At 70.4% G+C, this 20,433-nt stretch carries 24 protein-coding genes; 13 read left to right on the top strand and 11 right to left on the bottom strand.

All coding sequences use genetic code 11. The features are described 5' to 3' along the window. Positions 1–179 precede the first annotated feature (179 nt). The 3 genes from VF592_RS14290 to VF592_RS00110 form a co-directional block, all read right to left on the bottom strand. Positions 180–554: a type II toxin-antitoxin system PemK/MazF family toxin gene (locus tag VF592_RS14290; RefSeq protein ID WP_414714107.1), complete on the bottom strand. Its 375-nt coding sequence runs from the start codon at positions 552–554 to the stop codon at positions 180–182. Between the two features lie 31 nt (positions 555–585). Continuing rightward, positions 586–1,698 (bottom strand): DNA polymerase III subunit beta, encoded by a 1,113-nt coding sequence (dnaN, locus tag VF592_RS00115; protein WP_331003558.1) that lies wholly within the window; start codon positions 1,696–1,698, stop codon positions 586–588. A 121-nt stretch (positions 1,699–1,819) separates the two neighbouring features. After that, positions 1,820–2,416 (bottom strand): porin family protein, encoded by a 597-nt coding sequence (locus VF592_RS00110; RefSeq protein ID WP_331003557.1) that lies wholly within the window; start codon positions 2,414–2,416, stop codon positions 1,820–1,822. A 135-nt stretch (positions 2,417–2,551) separates the two neighbouring features. On the opposite strand from VF592_RS00110, the gene VF592_RS00105 reads away from it, so the two are divergent. Together VF592_RS00105 and VF592_RS00100 are read left to right on the top strand one after the other, a co-directional pair. Then, a complete protein-coding gene (locus VF592_RS00105; RefSeq protein ID WP_331003556.1) occupies positions 2,552–3,184 on the top strand; it encodes a histidine phosphatase family protein in 633 nt (210 codons plus the stop codon). Beyond that, positions 3,181–3,654, top strand: a complete 474-nt coding sequence (locus tag VF592_RS00100; protein WP_331003555.1) for a hypothetical protein — start codon at positions 3,181–3,183, stop codon at positions 3,652–3,654. The genes VF592_RS00105 and VF592_RS00100 overlap by 4 nt, the downstream gene beginning before the upstream one ends. On the opposite strand, the gene VF592_RS00095 is transcribed toward VF592_RS00100, so the two are convergent. Continuing rightward, positions 3,651–3,887, bottom strand: a complete 237-nt coding sequence (locus tag VF592_RS00095) for a hypothetical protein (protein ID WP_331003554.1) — start codon at positions 3,885–3,887, stop codon at positions 3,651–3,653. The two genes, VF592_RS00100 and VF592_RS00095, sit on opposite strands and share 4 nt — an antisense overlap. 110 nt (positions 3,888–3,997) lie before the next feature. On the opposite strand from VF592_RS00095, the gene rlmN reads away from it, so the two are divergent. After that, positions 3,998–5,206 (top strand): 23S rRNA (adenine(2503)-C(2))-methyltransferase RlmN, encoded by a 1,209-nt coding sequence (gene rlmN / locus VF592_RS00090; protein ID WP_331003553.1) that lies wholly within the window; start codon positions 3,998–4,000, stop codon positions 5,204–5,206. A gap of 56 nt (positions 5,207–5,262) precedes the next feature. Here rlmN and VF592_RS00085 read toward each other — a convergent pair whose 3' ends face one another. Beyond that, positions 5,263–5,508: a hypothetical protein gene (locus tag VF592_RS00085; RefSeq protein WP_331003552.1), complete on the bottom strand. Its 246-nt coding sequence runs from the start codon at positions 5,506–5,508 to the stop codon at positions 5,263–5,265. 189 nt (positions 5,509–5,697) lie between these two features. Between VF592_RS00085 and VF592_RS00080 the strand changes: the two genes are divergently transcribed. From VF592_RS00080 to VF592_RS00060, 5 genes are read left to right on the top strand one after another with little or no spacing between them, the layout of a single operon-like run. Then, positions 5,698–6,096, top strand: a complete 399-nt coding sequence (locus tag VF592_RS00080; RefSeq protein ID WP_331003551.1) for a GFA family protein — start codon at positions 5,698–5,700, stop codon at positions 6,094–6,096. Continuing rightward, positions 6,093–7,220 (top strand): glutamate 5-kinase, encoded by a 1,128-nt coding sequence (gene proB, locus VF592_RS00075; protein ID WP_331003550.1) that lies wholly within the window; start codon positions 6,093–6,095, stop codon positions 7,218–7,220. The genes VF592_RS00080 and proB overlap by 4 nt, the downstream gene beginning before the upstream one ends. Further along, positions 7,217–8,449 carry a glutamate-5-semialdehyde dehydrogenase gene (locus VF592_RS00070; RefSeq protein WP_331003549.1) on the top strand — a complete coding sequence of 411 codons (1,233 nt, stop codon included), beginning with the start codon at positions 7,217–7,219 and terminating at the stop codon, positions 8,447–8,449. Before proB ends, VF592_RS00070 begins: the two co-directional genes overlap by 4 nt. A gap of 52 nt (positions 8,450–8,501) precedes the next feature. Then, positions 8,502–9,260 (top strand): sulfite exporter TauE/SafE family protein, encoded by a 759-nt coding sequence (locus VF592_RS00065; protein WP_331003548.1) that lies wholly within the window; start codon positions 8,502–8,504, stop codon positions 9,258–9,260. A gap of 9 nt (positions 9,261–9,269) precedes the next feature. Beyond that, the gene (locus VF592_RS00060; protein ID WP_331003547.1) at positions 9,270–10,496 is read left to right on the top strand and encodes a cyclopropane-fatty-acyl-phospholipid synthase family protein; all 1,227 of its coding nucleotides are present in this window, start codon (positions 9,270–9,272) and stop codon (positions 10,494–10,496) included. Here the strand turns inward: VF592_RS00060 and VF592_RS00055 are convergent. Together VF592_RS00055 and VF592_RS00050 are read right to left on the bottom strand one after the other, a co-directional pair. Next, a complete protein-coding gene (locus VF592_RS00055) occupies positions 10,461–10,874 on the bottom strand; it encodes a DUF1801 domain-containing protein (RefSeq protein WP_331003546.1) in 414 nt (137 codons plus the stop codon). The genes VF592_RS00060 and VF592_RS00055 overlap by 36 nt on opposite strands. 57 nt (positions 10,875–10,931) lie before the next feature. After that, positions 10,932–11,315 carry an EF-hand domain-containing protein gene (locus VF592_RS00050; RefSeq protein WP_331003545.1) on the bottom strand — a complete coding sequence of 128 codons (384 nt, stop codon included), beginning with the start codon at positions 11,313–11,315 and terminating at the stop codon, positions 10,932–10,934. 154 nt (positions 11,316–11,469) lie between these two features. Between VF592_RS00050 and VF592_RS00045 the strand changes: the two genes are divergently transcribed. The 4 genes from VF592_RS00045 to VF592_RS00030 are packed head-to-tail and all read left to right on the top strand — an operon-like array spanning position 11,470 to position 17,469. After that, a complete protein-coding gene (locus VF592_RS00045; RefSeq protein WP_331003624.1) occupies positions 11,470–12,675 on the top strand; it encodes an argininosuccinate synthase in 1,206 nt (401 codons plus the stop codon). 52 nt (positions 12,676–12,727) lie between these two features. After that, the gene (locus VF592_RS00040) at positions 12,728–14,320 is read left to right on the top strand and encodes a hypothetical protein (RefSeq protein ID WP_331003544.1); all 1,593 of its coding nucleotides are present in this window, start codon (positions 12,728–12,730) and stop codon (positions 14,318–14,320) included. After that, the gene (locus VF592_RS00035; protein ID WP_331003543.1) at positions 14,317–15,867 is read left to right on the top strand and encodes a hypothetical protein; all 1,551 of its coding nucleotides are present in this window, start codon (positions 14,317–14,319) and stop codon (positions 15,865–15,867) included. Before VF592_RS00040 ends, VF592_RS00035 begins: the two co-directional genes overlap by 4 nt. A 9-nt stretch (positions 15,868–15,876) precedes the next feature. Continuing rightward, the gene (locus tag VF592_RS00030) at positions 15,877–17,469 is read left to right on the top strand and encodes a hypothetical protein (protein WP_331003542.1); all 1,593 of its coding nucleotides are present in this window, start codon (positions 15,877–15,879) and stop codon (positions 17,467–17,469) included. Here the strand turns inward: VF592_RS00030 and VF592_RS00025 are convergent. Genes VF592_RS00025 through VF592_RS00010 form a run of 4 tightly spaced genes read right to left on the bottom strand, consistent with a single transcriptional unit; the run spans position 17,444 to position 19,983 of the window. Further along, positions 17,444–18,577 carry a GNAT family N-acetyltransferase gene (locus VF592_RS00025; protein WP_331003541.1) on the bottom strand — a complete coding sequence of 378 codons (1,134 nt, stop codon included), beginning with the start codon at positions 18,575–18,577 and terminating at the stop codon, positions 17,444–17,446. The two genes, VF592_RS00030 and VF592_RS00025, sit on opposite strands and share 26 nt — an antisense overlap. 43 nt (positions 18,578–18,620) lie before the next feature. After that, positions 18,621–19,082, bottom strand: coding sequence for a RidA family protein (locus VF592_RS00020; RefSeq protein ID WP_331003540.1), 462 nt, complete (start codon positions 19,080–19,082; stop codon positions 18,621–18,623). 59 nt (positions 19,083–19,141) lie between these two features. Next, positions 19,142–19,768 (bottom strand): HAD family hydrolase, encoded by a 627-nt coding sequence (locus VF592_RS00015; RefSeq protein WP_331003539.1) that lies wholly within the window; start codon positions 19,766–19,768, stop codon positions 19,142–19,144. Next, a complete protein-coding gene (locus tag VF592_RS00010; protein ID WP_414714112.1) occupies positions 19,765–19,983 on the bottom strand; it encodes a DUF3572 family protein in 219 nt (72 codons plus the stop codon). The genes VF592_RS00015 and VF592_RS00010 overlap by 4 nt, the downstream gene beginning before the upstream one ends. An 82-nt stretch (positions 19,984–20,065) precedes the next feature. Between VF592_RS00010 and VF592_RS00005 the strand changes: the two genes are divergently transcribed. Next, positions 20,066–20,428: a response regulator gene (locus VF592_RS00005; protein WP_331003537.1), complete on the top strand. Its 363-nt coding sequence runs from the start codon at positions 20,066–20,068 to the stop codon at positions 20,426–20,428. The last annotated feature ends 5 nt before the right edge of the window (positions 20,429–20,433 follow it).

Below are 20,433 nucleotides of genomic sequence, written 5' to 3'. Positions count from 1 at the left end.
GACGGCCTCTCCGAACACGACAACTCCGCAGGCTTGTTATCGCCGACGCGGAGCCGGCTGCTCGCTCGATGGCGGGCAGTCTCCAAGCCCGATACTTTCGCAGAGCGGGATGAAAGAAACATAGCTGTCAAGTGTTATTTGTCAAGGGTGGAACCCCAGTCCGAACAGTATCGCGGCTCTCAGGTCGGCGAGCTGCGCGGGAGTGACGCGACCCGTGCTCCACCGCTGGACACCGCCACACCGGCTCCTGACCTGTTTGAAACGATCGAGCCGATCCAGCGACACCGACGACACCATGTCGCACTTGGCCCAATCGTCCGTTCGCTGAACGGTGCGGGCAAGGACTGATCCAGCTGGATCAGGCAATGATAAGGCTCGGTCGATGTCGGCGCCGTGGTGCTGAGCGGAACGACCGTGACCAGCCTGCCACGCCTGCGGAGCCGGGGACCGATCACGACCACCGGTCGCGACTTGTTCATCTCCGGCTCGAACGCGGCCTGACCATAGTGACAGACCAGAATCTCGCCGGTGCTTGGATAATAGCTTAGCGCCATTCAGCCGATCGCGCCTTTAAGCGGCCCGTCCTCACACCCGCATCGGCATCAGCACATACAGCGCGGCGCTCTTGTCGTTCTCGCGGATCAGCGTCGGGGCGGCGGCGTCGTTCAGGTGGACCTCGACCGTGTCGCCGTCGATCTGCCCCAATATGTCGAGCAGGTAGCGGCTGTTGAACCCGATCTCGAACGCGGTGGCGGTGTAGTCGCCCGGCACCTCCTCGGCGGCGGTGCCGTTTTCGGGGGAGGTGACCGACAAAGTCACCTTGTCGCGGTCGAGCGCCATCTTGACCGCGCGGGTCTTCTCGGTGGCGATGGTGGCGACGCGGTCGACGCTTTCCTTCAGGCTTTGCGGGTCGAGGCGGAGGATCTTGTCGTTGCCCGTCGGGATCACGCGGCTGTAATCGGGAAAGGTGCCGTCGATCAGCTTGGACGTCAGCACCGCCTGGCCCAGATCGAAGCGGATCTTGGTGGGCGACAGCGACACGCCCACCGAGCCGTCGACCTCGTCGAGCAGCTTTCTGAGTTCGGCGACGCATTTGCGCGGCACGATCACGTCGGGCATTCCGTCCGAACCCTCCGGGCGCGGCATGGTCACGCGCGCCAGCCGGTGGCCGTCGGTCGCCGCCGCCTTGAGCACGGGCTGCCCCGCATCCTCGGAAACGTGCAGGAAGATGCCGTTCAGATAATAACGCGTCTCCTCGGTCGAGATCGCGAAGCGCGTCTTGTCGATCACCTGCTTCAGCGTCTCGGCGGGCAGCTCGAATTTCGTGGGCAGTTCGCCCTCGGCGATCACGGGAAAATCGTCGCGCGGCAACGTGCCGAGCGAGAAGCGCGCGCGGCCCGCGACGATCGTCATCCGGCCATCGGCGGCGGCGAGCTGGACCTGCGATCCTTCGGGCAGCTTGCGCGCGATGTCGAACAAGGTGTGCGCCGACACGGTGATCGCGCCCGGCTGGTCCACCGCGGCCGCGACGCTCTCGTTGATCTGCAGGTCGAGATCGGTCGCCATCATCCTCAGCGTCCCCTCCTGCGCATCGAGCAGCACGTTGGACAGGATGGGGATGGTGTTGCGGCGTTCCACCACCGACTGGACGTGGCTCAGGCCCTTCAACAGGGTCGCGCGTTCGATGGTCGCCTTCATTGGAACTCCCCGGCCCCCTCATGTCCGAGGGCGATGTCACCGCCTGTCCTACCCAAGGAAAAGGGGTCGGAGCAAGCGCCCCGACCCCTCCCCCGATTCCGGTTAACGCCCGGCTAACGGATCAGAAACGGATGCCGATACCCGCCATCACCTGATGCCGGTCGGCATCGATGTCGAAATCCTCGATCTCCTTGTAGTTCGAGTAGCGATACTCGCCCTTGACATAGGTGCGCGGACCGATCGCATGCTCCAGACCGGCGCCCAGGCGCAGGCCGTCGGCTTCCGCCTTGTCGCGCACCGTCGTGGTGCCGGTGGTGTAGCGCGTATTGATCCGTGCATTGGTGTAGCCGACCTTGCCGTAGAGCAGGGTCGCGGGGGCGAGCGGAAAGCCCACGCGTCCGCCGACATAAAGGTCGCGGCCCAGGGTCACGCGCGCGCTGTCGCCCGCGACCAGCAGGTTGCTGTCGCGACCCTTGATGCTCGACTCGGTGGCCTCGCCCTCGACACCCAAGGTGATGCCGCCGACCTGCGCGTCGTAACCGATCGCGCCGCCATAGACGACGCCGTCCGAGTCGGCGCCGCTGGTGAGCGCGTCATAGCCGACCAGCGCTTCGGCGCGCAGGCCGGTGAAGGGGGCGGCCTCGACCGGGGCGTCTTGCGCCTGGGCGATCGCGGGGAGGAAAGCGGCGGCGGCCGCGGCGAGAATGGTGATACGCATGAAGCAACTCCGAAACGGGCCCGGACGATTCCGGGTCGGGTGGCTCAAATGGTTGCGGCGGGCCTCCGTTGCATGAACCTCACCTAAACAGGAAAAAGCGTTGCCTTTGCGCCACACCGGCCCGACAAGCCCGACATGGAACGATCGGGACGGGACTTCATCGCGCGCCACGGCGAAACGGTGTTCAACGCCGCGCGCCGGCTCCAGGGCGATCACCCCCATACGCCCCTGACGCGCGCGGGCTTCGCGCAGGCGGACGGGATGGGACGGGCGCTGCGCGCGCTGCTCGGCGCCGGGCCGAGGCTGACCCTATGGGCCTCACCGACGGGCCGCGCCCTCCAAACGCTGGCCGTCATCGCCGAGCATCTCGACCTCGACTGGCACGACGCGCATACCGACGCGCGGCTGGTCGAGATCGGCATGGGTTCCTGGGGCGGGCGCTATTATGCCGATGTCGTGGCGGAGGTCGGGCCGGTGATCGACCCCGTCACTCACGCGCTTAGGGTCGCGCCCGACGGCGAGTCCTACCCCGCCATCGCCCGGCGGGTGGGCGGGTGGCTGGCCGACACGGACGAGGACGGGGGCGACCGTCTCGTCGTCATGCACGGCATCTCCAGCCGGGTGCTGCGCGGCGTGATGACCGGGCTCGCCCCCGATCCCGCGCTCGGCAGCCCGCTCGCCCCCGGCCTGCCGCAGGGAAGCGTCGCGCTGATCGAACTGGGCCGCGAGACGGTGGCGCATCTGGGCGGGGGACAGGCGCCCGCATGAAGCTCGCCTGGGCCGTGCTGCTGCTCGTCGCGGCGCCCGTCGGCGCGCGCGACCTGATCGGCGTCCACGGGGCCTGGGGCGCGTTTCGTGACCCCGGCCATTGCTATGCCATCGCCGCGCCGGAAATCGCGGGGGGACGGCGAGCGTGGCGGCCTTTCGCAGGGGTCGGGACCCGGCCCGCACGGGGGCAGCGGAACAGCCTGCACATCCGCCTGTCCCGCCCGCGCGACCGATCGGCCGGGGTCACGCTGTCGATCGGCGAGCGGCGTTTTCCCCTGGTCGCGAACGGCATCGACGCCTGGGCGCCCGACGCCGCCGCCGAACGCGCGGCGGTGGCGGCGATCCGGTCGGGGCGCAGCATGAGCGTCGAGGCGGTCGGCACGGGGGGTCGTCCCTTCGCCGATGTCTACCGCCTGGACGGCGCCGCCACCGCGATCGACGCGGCGACCCTCGCCTGCCTGCGGCCCTAGCTCGTCCCCTCGCGCCGCGCGCCCTGAAGCATCTTGCGCGCGATGGCGCGGACCGCCTCGTCGTCCTTGGTGTCGTCCCTGGCGTAATCGCCCAGATGGTCGAGGCTTGCCTCGATATGGTCGAGCAGGCCGGGATGCCGCGCCTCGACATATTCGAGCGTCTTGAACAGCACATGTTCCGCCGCGATCTCGCGGCGGCGGGCCTGGACGGCGCTGTCGGTCTGGTCGGTCATGATTGAAACGCTCCGCTGATGGATCCAGCGGGTCCAACGCGGCAGGCGCCGATCGGTCCCGCCCGGCATCCGAGTGGAATTCGCGCCCCTTTTCGTCTATATGGGCCTCCATGCAGACAGTTCCGGCCGCCCTCATGCCCATTCCCGGGCACATCGACCCCGTGCCCGTCCCCCGCGCCGCCGCGCCGCGCTCGGACGGTCGCGTCGACTTGGTCGGCTTGAGCAGGGACGGCTTGCGCGAGGTGCTGCTCGCCGGCGGCATGGAGCCGAAACAGGCCAAATTGCGCGCCAAGCAGATCTGGCACTGGATCTACAATCGCGGTCAGACCGAGTTCGGCCGGATGACCGACATCGCCAAGGCGCAGACGCCCTGGCTCGCCGAGCGCTTCGTGGTCGGTCGCCCCGAGGTGATCGAGGCGCAGGTGTCGTCCGACGGCACCCGCAAATGGCTGCTGCGCTCGCCGGACGCGCAGGATTACGAGATGGTGTTCATCCCCGACGCCGATCGGGGCACCTTGTGCGTGTCGAGCCAGGTCGGCTGCACGCTCAACTGCCGCTTCTGCCACACGGGAACGATGCGGCTGGTGCGCAACCTGACCGCGGGCGAGATCGTCGGCCAAGTGATGCTGGCCCGCGATTCGCTGGGCGAATGGCCGTCCCAGCCCGAGGGGCGGATGCTCACCAACATCGTCATGATGGGCATGGGCGAGCCGCTCTACAATTTCGACGCGGTCCGCGACGCGCTCAAGGTCGTCATGGACGGCGACGGCCTTGCCTTGTCCAAGCGCCGGATCACCCTGTCGACCAGCGGCGTGGTGCCGATGATGGCGCGCGCCGGGGCGGAGATCGGGGTCAATCTCGCCGTCTCGCTCCACGCGGTGACCAAGGAGGTGCGCGACGAGATCGTGCCCCTGAACCGCAAATACGGGATCGAGGAGCTGCTCCAGGCCTGTGCCGACTATCCCGGCGCCAACAACGCCCGGCGGATCACCTTCGAATATGTCATGCTCCGGGACAAGAACGACTCGGACGAGGACGCGCACGAGCTCGTCCGCCTGCTCCGCCACTACCGCCTGCCCGCCAAGGTGAACCTGATCCCGTTCAACCCCTGGCCCGGCGCCCCTTATGAATGCTCCACCCCCGAGCGCGTCGCGCGCTTCTCGGACATCGTGTTCGAAGGCGGCATCTCCGCTCCCGTCCGCCGTCCCCGGGGCCGCGACATCGACGCGGCCTGCGGCCAGCTCAAGACGGCCGCCGAGCGCAAGTCGCGCGCGGAGCTCGACCGGCAGGCGGAAGAGAAAATGGCCGCACTCGCCTGACGCGTCGATCCGGAGCGGCGGTGGGAATGGCGGACCATCCCCACCCCGTCACCGGATCAGCGGCGCCAGCGATTGTCCCAGCGCTGGAAGCGGCCCGAGCGCTGCGCCTGGGCCAGCTCGCGGCGGCATTCGCGCAGCTCGCGGTTATACTCGCGGCGATTGTCGGCCCGGCGCAGCTCGCGACGGCACTCGCGGCGTTCCTGGCGCACTTCGCGGTTTCCGTACCCGTTGCGCTGGGCGTTCAGGGTCGCCGTCGGCACCGTCGCCGCCAGCAGGCCGAGGGTCAAAAGCAGTTTACGCATATACGCTCTCCTGGTCGGGTCCGCCTGCCACGGGGCAGGCGTCCGCCGGGGGGTAACGCCTTCTCCGCCCATCGGTTGCCCGTGATGCTTCCGGTCGACGCGCCTGGACGGGAGATCGCCGCCAGGCATCTCGCCCTTCCCGGCATCTCGCCCTAAGGTGGGGTAGCGGTCATCTGAGGGGACGCGGTGGTGAAGGCGCAGTGCCAATGTGGGCAGCTTTGGGCCGAACTCCCCGGTCCGACGCCGGCCGTTATCGCCTGTCACTGCATCGACTGCCAACGGCGCAGCGGATCGCCCTTCGGCGTGCTGGCCTATTATCCCGCCGACCAAGTCGCGATGCTCGGGGAGGCCAGGCGCTTCGAGCGCCCGACCGCCGGCGGGGGCGTGTTCGATAGCTTCTTCTGCCCGGACTGCGGCTCGACGGTGTTCGCGCGGACGGGCAAGCATCCGACCATGATCGGCGTCGCGGTGGGCGCGATTGCCGATCCGGCCTTCCCCGCGCCCGTCCGTTCGGTCTGGGAGCGGTCCAGGCATCATTGGGTCACGATCCCCGGCGAGGTTCAGCACCTCCCGCGAGGCCGATCGTGATCGACACCGCGTCGATCGATCATCTCCTCGCCCGCGCCACACGGGTGACGATCAAGATCGGTTCGTCGCTGCTGATCGACGGCGCCACGCCGCGCGCGGCGTGGCTGGGCGACCTCGCCGCCGACATCGCCGGGCTGCGGGACGCGGGCAAGCAGATGGTGCTGGTCTCGTCGGGGGCGGTGGCGCTCGGGCGGAGCCGATTGGGGATCGGGCGGTCGGCGCGGCTCGACCTGAAACAGGCGGCGGCCGCGATCGGCCAGCCCCTGCTGATGCGCGCCTGGGACGCGGCGCTGAGCCGTCACGGGATCGGCTGCGCGCAGCTTCTGCTCACGCTCGACGACACCGAGCAACGCCGCCGCTGGCTGAACGCACGCGCCACCGTCGAGATGCTGCTGGCGCATGGGCTGGTGCCGATCGTCAACGAGAATGACAGCGTGGCCACCGACGAGCTGCGCTACGGCGACAATGACCGGCTGTCGGCGCGCACTGCGCAACTCACGCGCAGCGACCTGCTGATCCTGCTGTCGGACGTGGACGGCCTCTACACCGCCGATCCCGCGCGCGATCCCGCCGCCCGGCACCTGCCGCTGGTGACCGGGATCACTCCCGCGATCGAGGCGCTGGCGGGCGGCGCGTCGGCGGCGGGGCCCGGCACCGGGGGGATGCGCACCAAGATCGCCGCGGCCGCGATCGCCCGGGCGTTCGGCTGTACGACGGTGATCGCCGCCGGGCACGCGTCGCGCCCGATCACCGCGTTGCGCGAGGGCGCGCGCTGCACGATCTTCCCGGCCACGGGATCGCCGACGGGCGCGTACAAGCAATGGATCGCGGGATCGCTGCGACCCGCCGGGTCGCTGACGATCGATGCGGGCGCGGTCCGCGCGTTGCGGACGGGCGGCAGCCTGCTTCCCGCCGGCACCCACGGGGTCGCGGGAGAGTTCGGACGCGGCGCCTGCCTGCGCGTGCTCGGCCCGGACGGCGCCGAGGTCGCGCGCGGCCTGTCCGCCTATGACGCCGCCGAGGCCCGCCTGCTGCTCGGCGCGGGAAGCGCGCGCATCCCCGAACTTCTCGGCTATGGCGGCCCCGACGAACTGATCCACCGCGACGACATGGTGCTGCGATGACCCTGCGGGACGAGATGCTGGACATGGGCCGTGCTGCGCGGCGTGCGGCCGAGACGCTGCGCACCGCGCCGCCCGAGCGGCGCACCGCCGCGATCCGCGCGATGGCCCGGCATATCCGCGCGAACGTCGACCCGATCCTCGCCGCCAACGCCGCCGACGTCGCCGCCGCGACCGCGCAGATCGATCGGCTGCGCCTGGACGCCGGGCGCGTCGAGGCGATGGCGGCCGGGATCGAGATCGTGGCCGACCTGCCCGATCTGCTGGGGCAGGAGCTGGCGCGCTGGACGCGGCCCAACGGGCTCGACATCGCGCGGGTGCGCGGGCCGATCGGAGTGATCGCGATGGTGTTCGAATCGCGGCCCAACGTCGTCGCCGACGCCGCCGCGATCGGGGTCCGGTCGGGCAATGCGCTGATCCTGCGCGCGGGGTCCGACGCGCTGGGCAGCGCGCGCGCGATCCACGCGGCGATCACGGACGGACTGGTCGAGGCGGGATTGCCGGCCGAGGCGGTGCAGCTCGTCGCCACCGCCGACCGCGACGCGGTGGGGCTGATGCTCGACGGGCTGGACGGCGCGATCGACCTCGTCATCCCGCGCGGGGGCAAGGCGCTGGTGGAGCGCGTGGCGCGCGACGCGCGGGTGCCGACGCTGGGCCATCTGGAAGGCGTGTGCCACACCTATCTCCACGCCTCCGCCGACCCGGCCATGGCCACGGCGATCGTCGCCAACGCTAAGATGCGCCGCGTCGGCATCTGCGGCGCGACCGAGACCCTGCTCGTCGACCGCGCCTGCGCGCACGCGCTGCTGCCGCTGGTCGTCGCCGCCCTGCCGGGCTGCGAGCTGCGCGGCGACGACGCGGCGCGCGCGATCGTGCCGATGACGCCTGCGACCGAGGAGGACTGGTCGACCGAATATCTGGCACCCGTGCTCGCGGTCCGCGTCGTCGATGACATGGGCGCGGCGATCACGCATATCGCCCGTTACGGCACCGGCCATACCGAGGCGATTGTGGCGGAGGATGCGGGCGCGGCGGAGGCGTTCCTGGCGCGCGTCGACAGCGCGATCGTGCTGTGGAACGCGTCCACCCAGTTCGCCGATGGCGGTGAGTTCGGCTTCGGCGCGGAGATCGGCATCGCCACGGGCAAGCTCCACGCACGCGGGCCGGTGGGGCCGGAGCAGCTCACGACGTTCCGCTATGTGGTGCGCGGATCGGGCCAGGTCAGGCCGTAACGACCGGGACGCTCCGGTCGACAAACGCGTCCCGAGCGGGAATGGAGCGACCATGCCCGACCTGATCCAGCTCGTCCTGCCCCTCGCCGCCGGTTTCGTCGGCGGGGCGATGAACGCGCTGGCGGGGGGCGGCACCTTCGCGACCCTGCCCGCTTTGATCGCGCTGGGGCTGCCCGCCACCATCGCCAACGCCACCTCCAACGTCGCCTTGCTGCCCGGCGCCGGGGCGAGCGCCTGGACCTTCCGGCGCGAGCTGGAGCCGCTGGGCGGCGTGTCGCTGCCCCTGCTGGCGGGAATCACCTTCGCCGGGGCGATCGCGGGAAGCCTGCTGCTCGTCTGGACGCCGACCGCGACCTTCGACCTCCTCATCCCCTGGCTGCTGCTCTTCGCGTTCCTGGTGATCGCGTTCGGGCGGCGCGCGGCCGACTGGCTCCATGCGCGCGTGTCGATCGGCCGGCGGTCGCTGATCGCCGCGCAGACGATGCTGGGCATCTATGGCGGTTATTTCGGCGGCGGCGTCGGGCTCATCACCACGGCGGTCTATGGGCTGCTCGCGGGCATCACGCCGCGCGCGCTGTTCGCGCCGCGCACGCTGATGCTGGGCATCGCCAACGCCGCCGCCGCTTTGGTGTTCGTCGCGGTCGGGATGGTGCGCTGGTCGGCCTGCCTGCCGATGCTGCTGGGCGCGGTGCTCGGCGGCTGGGCGGGCGCGCATCTGGGGCTCAGGCTGCCCGCCGGGTTGGTCCGGCTATGGACGCTGCTCGTCACGGCGCTGACCACGGTCGTGTTCTTCTGGCGCGCATATGGATAAGAGGCGGGCATGGCGCTGATCGATCGATTCCTCGCGCGCGCGGTCCGGCGCGGGCGGCTGACCGTGATCCACCCCGACGGGGCGCGCGCGACGCTGGGGGCCCCCGACCCCGACCTGCGCGACGTGACGATCCGCTTCGCCGACCGGGGCGTCGCGCGCGCGATCCTCGCCGATCCGGGGCTCGGCGCGGGCGAGATGTACATGGCGGGCCGTCTGCTGATCGACGAGGGTGATGTCTGGGACCTGGTCCGCCTGTTCAAGGCGAGCAACGCCTGGGAACGCGGCGGCGGGCTCAAGGCCGGCCCCGCCTCGCGCGCGGTCGGCGCGGTCAAATACCGGCTCGACCGCTATAATTCCGCGCGGCGATCCCGGCGCAACGTCGCGCATCATTACGACCTGTCCGCCGATTTCTACCGGCTCTTCCTCGATGACGACCTGCAATATAGCTGCGCCTATTTCACCGATCCCGCCAACAGCCTCGAACAGGCCCAGGCCGATAAAAAGGCGCATATCGCCGCCAAATTGCTGCTGGAGCCGGGGATGCGCGTGCTCGACATCGGTTGCGGCTGGGGCGGTCTGTCGCTCTACCTCCACGCCAGGACGGGCGCGGAGGTGCTCGGCGTCACCCTGTCGACCGAACAGCTCGCGGTCGCGCGCGCGCGCGCCGAAGCGGCGGGGGTGGCGGACAAGGTGCGGTTCGAGCTGATCGACTATCGGGCGGTGAAGGGCCGGTTCGACCGGGTCGTGTCGGTGGGCATGTTCGAGCATGTCGGCCCGCCGCAATATCGCGCCTTCTTCGCCAAATGCCGCGACCTCCTGACGGAGGACGGGGTCATGCTGCTCCACACCATCGGGCGGATGGGCAAGCCGGGCGTGACCGACGCCTGGACCGCCAAGCACATCTTCCCCGGCGGCTATAACCCCGCCCTGTCGGAGATCGTACGCGGCTATGAGGGGCGGCGCATGTTCCCGACCGATGTGGAGGTGCTGCGCCTTCATTACGCCTGGACGATCCGTCACTGGTACGAGCGCGCGGTCGCGGCGCGCGCGGCGATCGTCGCGATGTACGACGAGCCCTTCTACCGCATGTGGACCTTCTACCTGTCGGGCGCGGCGGCGGCGTTCGAATTCGGCGGGATGTGCAACTACCAGCTCCAGCTCAGCCGCGCGCGCACCGCGGTGCCGGTGACGCGCGACTATCTACCCGCGCGCGAGGCCGGGCTGATCGGGATATAGTTCGGCCATGTGCCACCAGGCCGCGCCGACCAGTTCCTCCAGCACGCCCGCGTCGATATCGGCCAGCCGCTTCACGTAGAGGCAGGACTTGCCCGCGCGATGCTTCCCCAGCCGGGCGAGCAGCGCCTCGTGCCCCGGAAAGCCGCCCATGACGTACACCACCAGCTCGCTCTTGCGCGGGGCGAAGCCGATCCGCATCGCCTCGCCCTCGCGCCCGCTCTCGTACCGGTAATGGTAGCGTCCGAAGCCGATCATCGTGCCCCAGGCCGCGGGCGGCATATCCGTGACGCGCGCCATGAGCGCCGCGAGCGCGCGCGCGTCCGCCTGGCGCTCGGGCGGGGAAACCCCCGCAAGCAGCGCTTCGACCGCGTCCGTCATAGCCGCCCTCCCCGCGCGATCATCGCGAGCGCGGCGGCCGAAGTCCAGTGGCGCGGGTCAGCGGCCCTGCATGCGCGCCTTGGCCGCCGCGCGCTCGCCGCCGCCGATCCTGCCGTCCCCGTTCGCGTCGTAGCGCCGGAAGATCGCCGCGAGCAGCTTCTGCGCCTCGGCCTCGGTGACCTTGCCGTTCCGGTTGGCGTCGGCGCGGCTGAACCACAGGTCGGTCAAGCCCTTGGCGTTGGCCGCGTCGGGCCGCTTGGAGCCGATCCGCATCCGCGCCATCCGGCCCTGGAGCTCGGCCCTGGTCAGCGCGCCGTCCTTGTTGGCGTCGGTGGCGGCGAACTCGCGCGAGAATTTCGCGGCGGCGGACGCCTGTGTCTCCTGCGCCAGGGCGGGCGCGGGCAGGGCGAGCAGGATCAGGGGCAGAAAAAATCGTGACACGGACAAAACTCCGGGTGGATGAGTGGAGGCCCAGCTACCCGACCGGGCTTGTACCCCGGGTGAACGCCCGATACGGGCGCGGGCGCTCTCGCACCGTCTACCCGAGGACCCGCCCGTGACCGAATCCGTCAACCGTCCGACCGGCGAAGCCGGGGTGAACAAGGTCGTCCTCGCCTATTCGGGCGGGCTCGATACCAGCGTGATCCTGCGCTGGCTCCAGGACAATTACGGGTGCGAGGTGGTGACCTTCACCGCCGATCTCGGCCAGGGCGAGGAGCTCGAACCCGCGCGCGCCAAGGCGGAGATGATGGGGGTCAGGCCCGAGCACATCTTCATCGACGACCTGCGCGAGGAGTTCGTGCGCGACTACGTCTATCCCACCATCCGCGCCAACGCGCTGTACGAGGGGCTGTACCTGCTGGGCACCTCGATCGCGCGGCCGCTGATCGCCAAGCGCCAGATCGAGATCGCGCGTCAAGTCGGCGCCGACGCGGTCGCGCATGGCGCGACCGGCAAGGGCAACGACCAGGTGCGTTTCGAACTGGGCTATTACGCGCTCCAGCCCGATATCCGCGTCATCGCCCCGTGGCGCGAATGGGACCTGACCAGCCGCACCAGGCTGATCGAATATGCCGAGTCGCGCCAGATCCCGATCCCGCGCGACAAGCGCGGCGAGGCTCCCTTTTCCACCGACGCCAACCTGCTCCACACCTCGTCCGAGGGACTGGTGCTGGAGGACCCGTGGGAGGAGGTGCCCGACCATGTCTTCTCGCGCACCGTCAGCCCGGAGGACGCGCCGGACACGCCCGAGGTCATCACCGTCGATTTCGAGCGCGGCGACGCGGTCGCGGTGAACGGCGAGGGGATGAGCCCGGCCACGCTGCTCGCCCGCCTCAACGATCTCGGCCGCACGCACGGCATCGGCCGGCTCGACCTGGTCGAGAACCGCTTCGTCGGCATGAAGTCGCGCGGTATGTACGAGACGCCCGGCGGCACCATCCTCCACATCGCCCACCGCGCGATCGAGCAGATCACCCTCGACCGCGGCGCGGCGCATCTGAAGGACGAGCTGATGCCGCGCTATGCCGAACTGGTCTATAACGGCTTCTGGTTCTCGCCGGAGCGCGAGATGCTCCAGGCCGCGATCGACCACAGCCAAGCCAAGGTCGACGGCACCGTCCGGCTGAAGCTGTATAAGGGCGGCGCCCATGTGATCGGCCGCCGCTCGCCCCATTCGCTTTATTCGGAAAAGGTCGTGACCTTCGAGGACGACCAGGGCGCCTATGACCAGCGCGACGCGGCCGGCTTCATCAAGCTCAACGCGCTGCGCCTGCGCCTGCTGGGGCGCCGCGACCGCTGATCCGGCGCCGAGCGGGAAGAATGCGTTAACCATCCGCGCCTAAGCCGGGCGGATGGATCGCAGCCGCCCTCTCGATCTCGTTCGCGCGCTCGGATTGGCGCTGGTGCTGGGCCTTGCCTGGACGGTGCGCGACCGGGCGAACCTGTCGGCGCTCGCCTTGCCCGACACCGACGACGTGATGCGGCTGGTCCAGATCCGCGACTGGCTGGCCGGGCAGGCCTGGCGCGACCTGACCCAGCATCGGCTGGCGGACGGTCTGCCGATCCACTGGACCAGGCTGGGCGATCTCGGCCCCGCGGCGTTGATCGGGGCGCTCGCACCCTGGCTGGGGCGCCATGCGGCCGAAGTCGCGGCGGTGACCGCCTGGCCGCTGCTGCTGTTCGCGCTCGCCCTGTTCCTCGTGCAGCGGATCGCGCGCGTCGTCGGCGGACCGGCGCTCGCGGGCATCGCGGCCGTCATCGCGGCGATCGCCTATCCCGCGACCACCGTGTTCGCGCCGGGCCGGATCGATCATCACGGCCTGCAACTCGTCCTGCTGCTGGCCGGGCTGCTCGCCCTGCTCGGCCCGGCCACGCTCGGGCGCGGGGCATGGCAGGGCGCGGTGGCCGCCACGGGCTTCATCGTCGGGCTGGAGACCGCGCCGCTGGTGCTGACGATGGCCGCGACCCTTCTATGGCGCTGGTCCCGTGCCGAGCAGGGCGCGCGCGCGCGGCTGGCCGGGCTGGTGCTGGGTGCGGGCGCGGGGCTGATCGTCGCCCGCGTCGTGTTCGCCCCGACCTTGTGGGTCCAGCCCTGGTGCGACGGCCTGACCGCCCAGGCATGGCACGCGGCCGCCGCCGGTATCGGCGGGGCGGCATTGCTCCTCCTCGTTCCCGAATCGGCCTCACGGCGGACCCGAACGGTGCTGGCGGCCGCGAGCCTGGTGGGCATGGCCCTGTTCGCGGCGCTGGCGACCCCAGGCTGCCTTGCACCCTATGGTGGCGTCGACCCGGTGCTCGCGACGCGCTGGCTCGCCCATGTCGGCGAAGCGCAATCGATCCGGTCCGCGCCCCTGCCGACGAGCTTCGCCTATCTCGGCGTCGCCGCGGCGGGTCTGCTGACGGGTGTCCGGCGCTTCCACCGCGATCGGCACGAGGGCTGGGGCGTCCTGCTCCTCGTTCAGGCGGTCGCGGTCGTCATCGCCTGCGTCCAGCTTCGCGGGGCCTATCCGGCGGCGCTGCTGGCGGCGCCCGTGCTCGCATCGGTGGTGGTCGCGGCGCGCGACCGGGGCGCGATCCGCCTGGCCCTGGCCTGGACGGCATCGGCGGGGATGCTCTACCCCATCGCCGCCCAGGCGATGACGCCGCCCACGAGCCCGGCCGGACCTGCTCCGACGGCCTGCGCGCTTCCGCCCGGCCTTGCACGCCTGCCGCGCGGCGTCGTGCTCGCGCCGATCGACCTTGGTCCGCGCATCCTGCTCGACACGCCGCACGGCATCGTCGCGGCGCCGTATCACCGCAACAATGCCGGCAATCTGGCGGCGCTCCGCTATGGCCAGGACGCCGACACCGACGCCGCGATCGCCCGGGCCTGGGGGGTGCGCTATGTCCTGACCTGCCCCGCCACCGCCGGCGCACCGGCCCTGTTGAAGGCGCTGCCCCGATGACCGGACCCTGGTGGCAAGGCCGCGGCCTGATCGTCCTCGCGCTGCTGGCGACCGCGATCCCGCTGCTTTGGCCCGCCGTGCCCCCGCTGATCGACCTGCCGGGCCATATGGCGCGGTATCGCGTCATGCTGGGGGACGATCCGGGCCTGTCGCGCTGGTATGCGTTCGAATGGAAGCCGATCGGCTATCTGGGCGTCGACCTGCTCGTGCGCGCGGTGGCGCCCGCGCTGGGGCTGGAGCCCACCGTCAAGCTCGTCGCGATCCTGATCCCCGTGATCACCGCCGCCGGGATGCTCTGGCTGTCGCGCGAGGCGCATGGATGCGTCCAGCCGCCCGCGCTGTTCGCGCTGCCGCTCGCCTTTCACCTGTGTTTTCAATACGGGTTCCTGAATTACACGCTGGGCATGGGGCTGGCGCTGAACGCCCTGGCGCTGTGGCTGCGGCTCGGGCGGCTCGGACGGACACGCATGCGCGCGGCATTCTTCCTGCCGATCGCCGCCCTGCTCTGGACGGTGCACCTGTTCACCTGGCTCGCGCTGGTCGCGACGGCGGGATCGGCGGAGATCGCGCGCGCGCGCGCGGCGGGGCGAAGCTGGCCGGCCTCGGTCTGGTCCGCGGCCCTGCGCTGCCTGCCGATCGCACCGCCGGCGCTGATGTTTCTGCTCTGGCGGCCGGGCGGGCCGGCTGCGGGCAACGACTATCTCGCCGGGCTCCCGCTCAAGCCCGGCTGGCTCGCAAGCGTCCTGCGCGATCGGTGGGAGCTGTTCGACATCGTCTCGGTCGTTCTGATCGGTCTGCTTCTCTATCGGTGCGCGCGGTCGGCGCCGTGGCGCTGGTCGCCGCCGCTGCTGGGGGCGGGGCTCGGCCTGTTCCTGGTGTTCCTCGCCATGCCGTTCGGCGCCGCCTATGCCGATGCGCGCTTTGCGCCCTATGTCGTGATGCTGCTGCTGCTGGCGCCCGGCGGATCGAAGGTTCCGAACCGCGAACTCCGGCTCGTCGCGCTGACCGGGCTCGCCTTTTTCGCGGTGCGGACGGTCGCCACGACCGCGAGCTTCGCGATGGAGGGGCGGGATTGGGATCGCCACCTCGCCGCGCTCGCCCATGTGCCGCGCGGCGCCCGCGTGATCAGCTTCACGACCGCACCGTGCGAGGGATCGTGGCGGATGTTCCGGCTGGCGCACCTGCCGGGGATGCTGGTGACCCGGCGCGGCGCCTTTTCGAACGACCAGTTCGACCTGGGATCGACCGCGCTGCTGCGGGTGATCGCGCCGGGACTGGACGGCTTCGCGCTCGACCCGTCGCAGATCGTCATGGCCGAGGCCTGCGCGGAGTCGCGTGGCTTTCTGTCGCTCGCCCAGGCACTCGCCCGGTTCCCGCGCGACCGGTTCGACCATTTGTGGATCCTGAACGCGGTTGCCGTCGACAGGCGGCTTCTCGCCGACCTCGATCCGATATGGAGCGACGGGCGCGATGTCCTGTATCGCCTGCGCCCGGCCGGGGCTCCGAATCCCACGTCGCGCTTGTCGGCCCCGCCCCCGACCCGTTAGGGCCTCGCCATGCGAGGAACCGCGCTCACCGCGCCGCCCGATTGGTGGCAGACACGCGCCTTCGTCCTGGCGGTCACGCTGGCGTCGTTGATCCCCCTGCTGTGGCCCGACATCCCCCCCCTTGTCGACCTGCCCGGACATATGGGCCGCTACCGCGTCCAGCTCGCGATCGGCGATCATCCCCATCTGGCGGGCTGGTATGACTTCCGCTGGCAGGTGATCGGCAATCTGGGGGTCGATCTGCTGATCGAGCCCCTGGCACGCGTCTTCGGGCTGGAGCTCGGGGTCAAGCTGATCGTCCTCGCCATCCCCGCGCTGACGGTGGCGGGGCTGCTCTGGATCGCGCGCGAGGTGCATGGGCGCATCCCGGCCACCGCCCTGTTCGCGCTGCCGCTGGCGTACAGCTATCCCTTCCAGTTCGGCTTCGTGAATTTCGCGCTGTCGATGGCGATCGCGCTCAACCTGTTCGCGCTCTGGCTACGGCTGGCGCGGCTGGGCAGGCTCGGGCTGCGCGCCGCGCTGTTCGTCCCGGCGTCGTGCCTGTTATGGCTGTGCCACACCTTCGGCTGGGGCGTGCTGGGCGTGCTCGCCTTTTCCGCCGAGCTGATCCGCCAGCACGACGCCGCGGCCGGCAGGCGCGGACTGGTGCATCGCTGGGCGCTGCCGGCGGCTCGCGCGGGGCTGGGTTGCCTGCCGCTCGCCCTGCCGATGGTCCTCATGATCTTCTGGCGGTCCAGCGATCACGTCACCGGCAGGACCGGCGACTGGTTCAACTGGCGCGGCAAGTTCAGCTACGTCACCATGATCCTGCGCGACCGGTGGATGGCCTTCGACATCGCCTCGGCGACGATCATGTACCTGATCCTGTTCAAGGGCGCGCGTGACGACCGGATCGAATATTCGCGCAACCTGCTGCTGTCGGCCCTGTTCCTGCTGCTGGTCTTCTTCCTGCTCCCGCGCGTGGTGTTCGGATCGGCTTATGCCGATATGCGGCTGGCACCGTTCGCCATAGCGATCGCGCTGGTGGCGCTCAGGCCGAAGCGCGGTCTCTCGCTCCGCGGCTCGACGACGCTCGCGGTGCTGGGCCTCGCCTTCTTCCTCGTCCGCTTGGGGGGCACCACGATCAGCTACGCGCTCTACGACCGCAGCTACGACCGCGCGCTGGCCGGGCTGTCGCGCGTCCCGGTAGGCGCGCGGCTGCTGACCTTTGTGGGGCGGAGCTGCCGCGACGACTGGGCCTATTCCCGGCTGGAGCACCTCCCGGCCATGGCGCTGGTCCGCCGCCTGGCCTATTCCAACGATCAATGGTCGATGCCCGGCGCGCAGCTGCTGACGACGCGCTACTACCCGGCCGGGCGCTTCTCGCACGATCCCAGCCAGATGGTCACCGCCGTCCAGTGCCGGCGCGAGATGTGGCGCCCGATCGCCCGCGCGCTGAGCGATTTCCCGCGTGACGCGTTCGATTATATATGGATGCTCCAGCCGCCGCCCTATGACCCGGCGCTGCTGCGCGGCCTGACGCCGATCTGGCGGGACGGCACGCACCTGCTGCTGCGCGTCGACGACCGGAGGCCGGTCAGCCCGCCTTCCGGAACGGGGTGAACGCCTCCAGATAATCGCGTTCCGCCGCGACGCCCGCGCGCTCCCGGCGGAGGAACCCGGCGACCGCCTCGCGGAAATTGGGATCGGGCAGGTGATGCGCCGACCAGGTCGCCACCGGCGCATAACCGCGCGCCAGCTTGTGCTCGCCCTGCGCCCCCGCCTCCACGAAGCGCAGCCCGCGCGCGATGGCGGCGTCGATCGCCTGGTAATAGCAGAGCTCGAAGTGAAGGAACGGCACCTCCTCGATACACCCCCAATAGCGCCCGTAGAGCGTGTCGGCGCCCACCATGTTGAGCGCTCCCGCGATCGGCCGTCCGTCCCGCTCGGCGAGGATCAGGAGGGTTTGGTCGCCCATCCGCTCGCCCAGCAGCGAGAAGAAGGCGCGGGTCAGATAGGGCTGCCCCCATTTCCGCCGACCCGTATCCTGGTAGAAACGCCAGAACGCATCCCAATGGGCCTCGGTCAGCTCGGCGCCGGTCAGGTGACGGATCGTCAGCCCCTCGACCGCGCCCGCCCGCTCCTTGCGGATCGCCTTGCGCTTGCGCGACGCCAGCGCCGCCAGGAAATCGTCGAAGCTCGCATAACCGTCATTGGCCCAGTGGAATTGCACGCCCTCGCGGATCAGCCACCCCGCCGCCTCGAACAGCGGCACCTGGGCCGGGCTGATGAAGGTCGCATGCGCCGAGGACAGGCCGTGCTGCTCGACGACCGCCTCCACCCCGGCGATCAGCGCGGGCGCGTCCGCCTGGTCGCGCAGCAACAGGCGCGGACCCGGCACCGGGCTGAACGGCGCGGCGAGCTGGAGCTTGGGGTAGTAACGCCCGCCCGCGCGCTCCCAGGCATCGGCCCAGCCATGATCGAACACATATTCGCCCTGGCTATGGCTCTTGGCATAGGCGGGCGCGATCGCGCGGACGGCGCCGTCGGCTCCCTCGACGACGATCGGCACCGCCTGCCACCCGGATCGCCCGCCGACGCTCCCCGATTCCTCGAGGATCGACAGGAAGGCGTGGGAGACAAAGGGATTGCCGGGGCCGGCGCACGCATCCCAATCCGCCGCCGGAAGCTGGCGGACGCCGTCGACGATGCGGGCGGTGACGGCGGTCATTCGCCCGCCAAGATAGGAGGGAAGCCGCCCGCCTCCAACCCGTTCAGTTCAGCTCGATCACCGCGTCGACCTCGACCGCCGCGCCCAGCGGGAGGGCGGCGACGCCAACCGCCGCGCGCGCATGGCGCCCCGCCTCGCCGAACAGGGCGACCATCAGCTCGGACGCGCCGTTGGCGACCTTGGGCTGGTCGGTGAAGTCGGGCGTCGAATTGACGAACACGCCCAGCTTGACGATCCGGCGCACCCGGTCGAACCCGCCCAACGCCGCCTTGACCTGGGCCGCGATCATCAGCCCGCACAGTTTCGCGGCCTCCTGCCCTTCCTCCAGCGAGACATTCTCACCCAGTCGCCCGGTCACGACCCGGCCGTCGCGAAAGGGCAATTGCCCCGACAGATGGAGCATCCCGCCCGCCTCGACGGTCGGGACATAAGCCGCGACGGGCGCCGCGGCCTGGGGAAGGACGAGGCCGAGTTCGGCCAGCTTCGCGTCGATGGGATCGGTCATGCCCGCCCGCTGCCCCGCCTCCGCGCGCCGGTCAAGTCGCGCCGGTCAAGTCGCGGGGATCAAGTCGCGGCGGGTGTCCCGGCATCGAACCGCGCCGCGATCCAGGCGCGCGCGTCGCGCCAGTCGTCGATGCGCGCATGGGCGTGCGGCGCGGGCGCGATATGCGGGGCGAGCTCGGGCTCCGACACCATGTGCAGACGGTGAACCTGCGGCGCATGGCGAGCCACCGATTCGTGGTGCACGGACAGGTCGTCGACGAACACGGCGACGGTCGCGCCATATTCCGCGACCAGCCTCGCCACCGGCTCGCCTTTGCCCCCGGAATTGCACTCGACCCGCGCGTCGATCCCGAATTTCGCGAGCTGGTCGCGCCTGGGGCCCCGGCACTGGTCGGCGATGTTGGTCAGCACCACGATGTCCGCCTGCTCGCCGAGCGCCGCCAGCGACTCGGCGGCGTGGGGGACCGGCGTCTGGCGCCCCATCTCGGCGGGGAAGAAGCCGTGGAGCAGCGCCCACATCTCCTCGCGCGCAGGCGTCTCGCCGGTCGCGCGATGCTTCATGCTGCCCCAGATCTCGGGGCTGCCGACGGTGAAGTCCATGTCGTGCGCCTCGCCGATCCAGTCGCCGAAATGGCGGACCATGTGGAGCAGCACCTCGTCGCAGTCGCAGATCAGCAGGGGCCTCATCCCTCCAGCTCCGCATGGGCGGCGACCAGCGCCTCGGGCTGCACCTCCAGATCCGCGGCGCAGGCGAGCAGGTCGGGCTGATGCGCCTCCAGAAAGCCCAATATCGCCGCCAGCACGGCCGGCTCCCCCGCCCGTTCGCGCAGATCGGCGGGATCGAGCCCCGTCACGTCGAGCAGCCGCTGCGCCCGGTCGGCCTCGCCCAGCGTCCAGACCATCGCCTGGAGCGCGAGCGCGGCGGCGTCGGGTGTATCTTGTCGGCGCAATGGGTTATACTCGGCAGGGAACAGGGGGCGGGACTTGACGAAGAAGGTGCTCGTTGTCGAGGACAACGAACTCAACCTCAAACTTTTCTGCGACCTGCTCCGCGCGCACCAGCACGTGGTCGAACCCGTGCGCGACGGCCGCGAGGCGGTGGCGCGCGCGCGGGACTTCCAGCCCGACCTGATCGTGATGGACATCCAGATGCCGCACGTGACCGGATACGACCTGATCCTGGAGCTGAAGGCCGATGCGGAGCTCCGGTCGATCCCCGTCATGGCCGTCACCGCCTATGCCGGGCGCGAGGACGAGGAGCGCATCCGCGCGGCCGGGGCGAACGCCTATGTGTCGAAACCGATCAGCCTGCAGCGCTTCATGAACGAGATCGCCGCGCTGATGTGACGCGC

The sequence above is a fragment of the Sphingomonas sp. genome, assembly GCF_036388435.1.
Lineage (GTDB): Bacteria > Pseudomonadota > Alphaproteobacteria > Sphingomonadales > Sphingomonadaceae > Sphingomonas.
Note: the sequence above shows the minus strand (reverse complement) of the source record. Positions and strands in the feature narration are given on the sequence as shown.

What these genes read in the sequence shown, in the direction of transcription:
- VF592_RS14290 (WP_414714107.1), bottom strand. Translation starts at nt 554, where the DNA reads ATGGCGCTAAGCTATTATCCAAGCACCGGCGAGATTCTGGTCTGTCAC.
- dnaN (WP_331003558.1), bottom strand. Translation starts at nt 1,698, where the DNA reads ATGAAGGCGACCATCGAACGCGCGACCCTGTTGAAGGGCCTGAGCCAC.
- VF592_RS00110 (WP_331003557.1), bottom strand. Translation starts at nt 2,416, where the DNA reads ATGCGTATCACCATTCTCGCCGCGGCCGCCGCCGCTTTCCTCCCCGCG.
- VF592_RS00105 (WP_331003556.1), top strand. Translation starts at nt 2,552, where the DNA reads ATGGAACGATCGGGACGGGACTTCATCGCGCGCCACGGCGAAACGGTG.
- VF592_RS00100 (WP_331003555.1), top strand. Translation starts at nt 3,181, where the DNA reads ATGAAGCTCGCCTGGGCCGTGCTGCTGCTCGTCGCGGCGCCCGTCGGC.
- VF592_RS00095 (WP_331003554.1), bottom strand. Translation starts at nt 3,887, where the DNA reads ATGACCGACCAGACCGACAGCGCCGTCCAGGCCCGCCGCCGCGAGATC.
- rlmN (WP_331003553.1), top strand. Translation starts at nt 3,998, where the DNA reads ATGCAGACAGTTCCGGCCGCCCTCATGCCCATTCCCGGGCACATCGAC.
- VF592_RS00085 (WP_331003552.1), bottom strand. Translation starts at nt 5,508, where the DNA reads ATGCGTAAACTGCTTTTGACCCTCGGCCTGCTGGCGGCGACGGTGCCG.
- VF592_RS00070 (WP_331003549.1), top strand. Translation starts at nt 7,217, where the DNA reads ATGACCCTGCGGGACGAGATGCTGGACATGGGCCGTGCTGCGCGGCGT.
- VF592_RS00065 (WP_331003548.1), top strand. Translation starts at nt 8,502, where the DNA reads ATGCCCGACCTGATCCAGCTCGTCCTGCCCCTCGCCGCCGGTTTCGTC.
- VF592_RS00060 (WP_331003547.1), top strand. Translation starts at nt 9,270, where the DNA reads ATGGCGCTGATCGATCGATTCCTCGCGCGCGCGGTCCGGCGCGGGCGG.
- VF592_RS00055 (WP_331003546.1), bottom strand. Translation starts at nt 10,874, where the DNA reads ATGACGGACGCGGTCGAAGCGCTGCTTGCGGGGGTTTCCCCGCCCGAG.
- VF592_RS00040 (WP_331003544.1), top strand. Translation starts at nt 12,728, where the DNA reads ATGGATCGCAGCCGCCCTCTCGATCTCGTTCGCGCGCTCGGATTGGCG.
- VF592_RS00035 (WP_331003543.1), top strand. Translation starts at nt 14,317, where the DNA reads ATGACCGGACCCTGGTGGCAAGGCCGCGGCCTGATCGTCCTCGCGCTG.
- VF592_RS00030 (WP_331003542.1), top strand. Translation starts at nt 15,877, where the DNA reads ATGCGAGGAACCGCGCTCACCGCGCCGCCCGATTGGTGGCAGACACGC.
- VF592_RS00025 (WP_331003541.1), bottom strand. Translation starts at nt 18,577, where the DNA reads ATGACCGCCGTCACCGCCCGCATCGTCGACGGCGTCCGCCAGCTTCCG.
- VF592_RS00020 (WP_331003540.1), bottom strand. Translation starts at nt 19,082, where the DNA reads ATGACCGATCCCATCGACGCGAAGCTGGCCGAACTCGGCCTCGTCCTT.
- VF592_RS00015 (WP_331003539.1), bottom strand. Translation starts at nt 19,768, where the DNA reads ATGAGGCCCCTGCTGATCTGCGACTGCGACGAGGTGCTGCTCCACATG.
- VF592_RS00010 (WP_414714112.1), bottom strand. Translation starts at nt 19,983, where the DNA reads ATGGTCTGGACGCTGGGCGAGGCCGACCGGGCGCAGCGGCTGCTCGAC.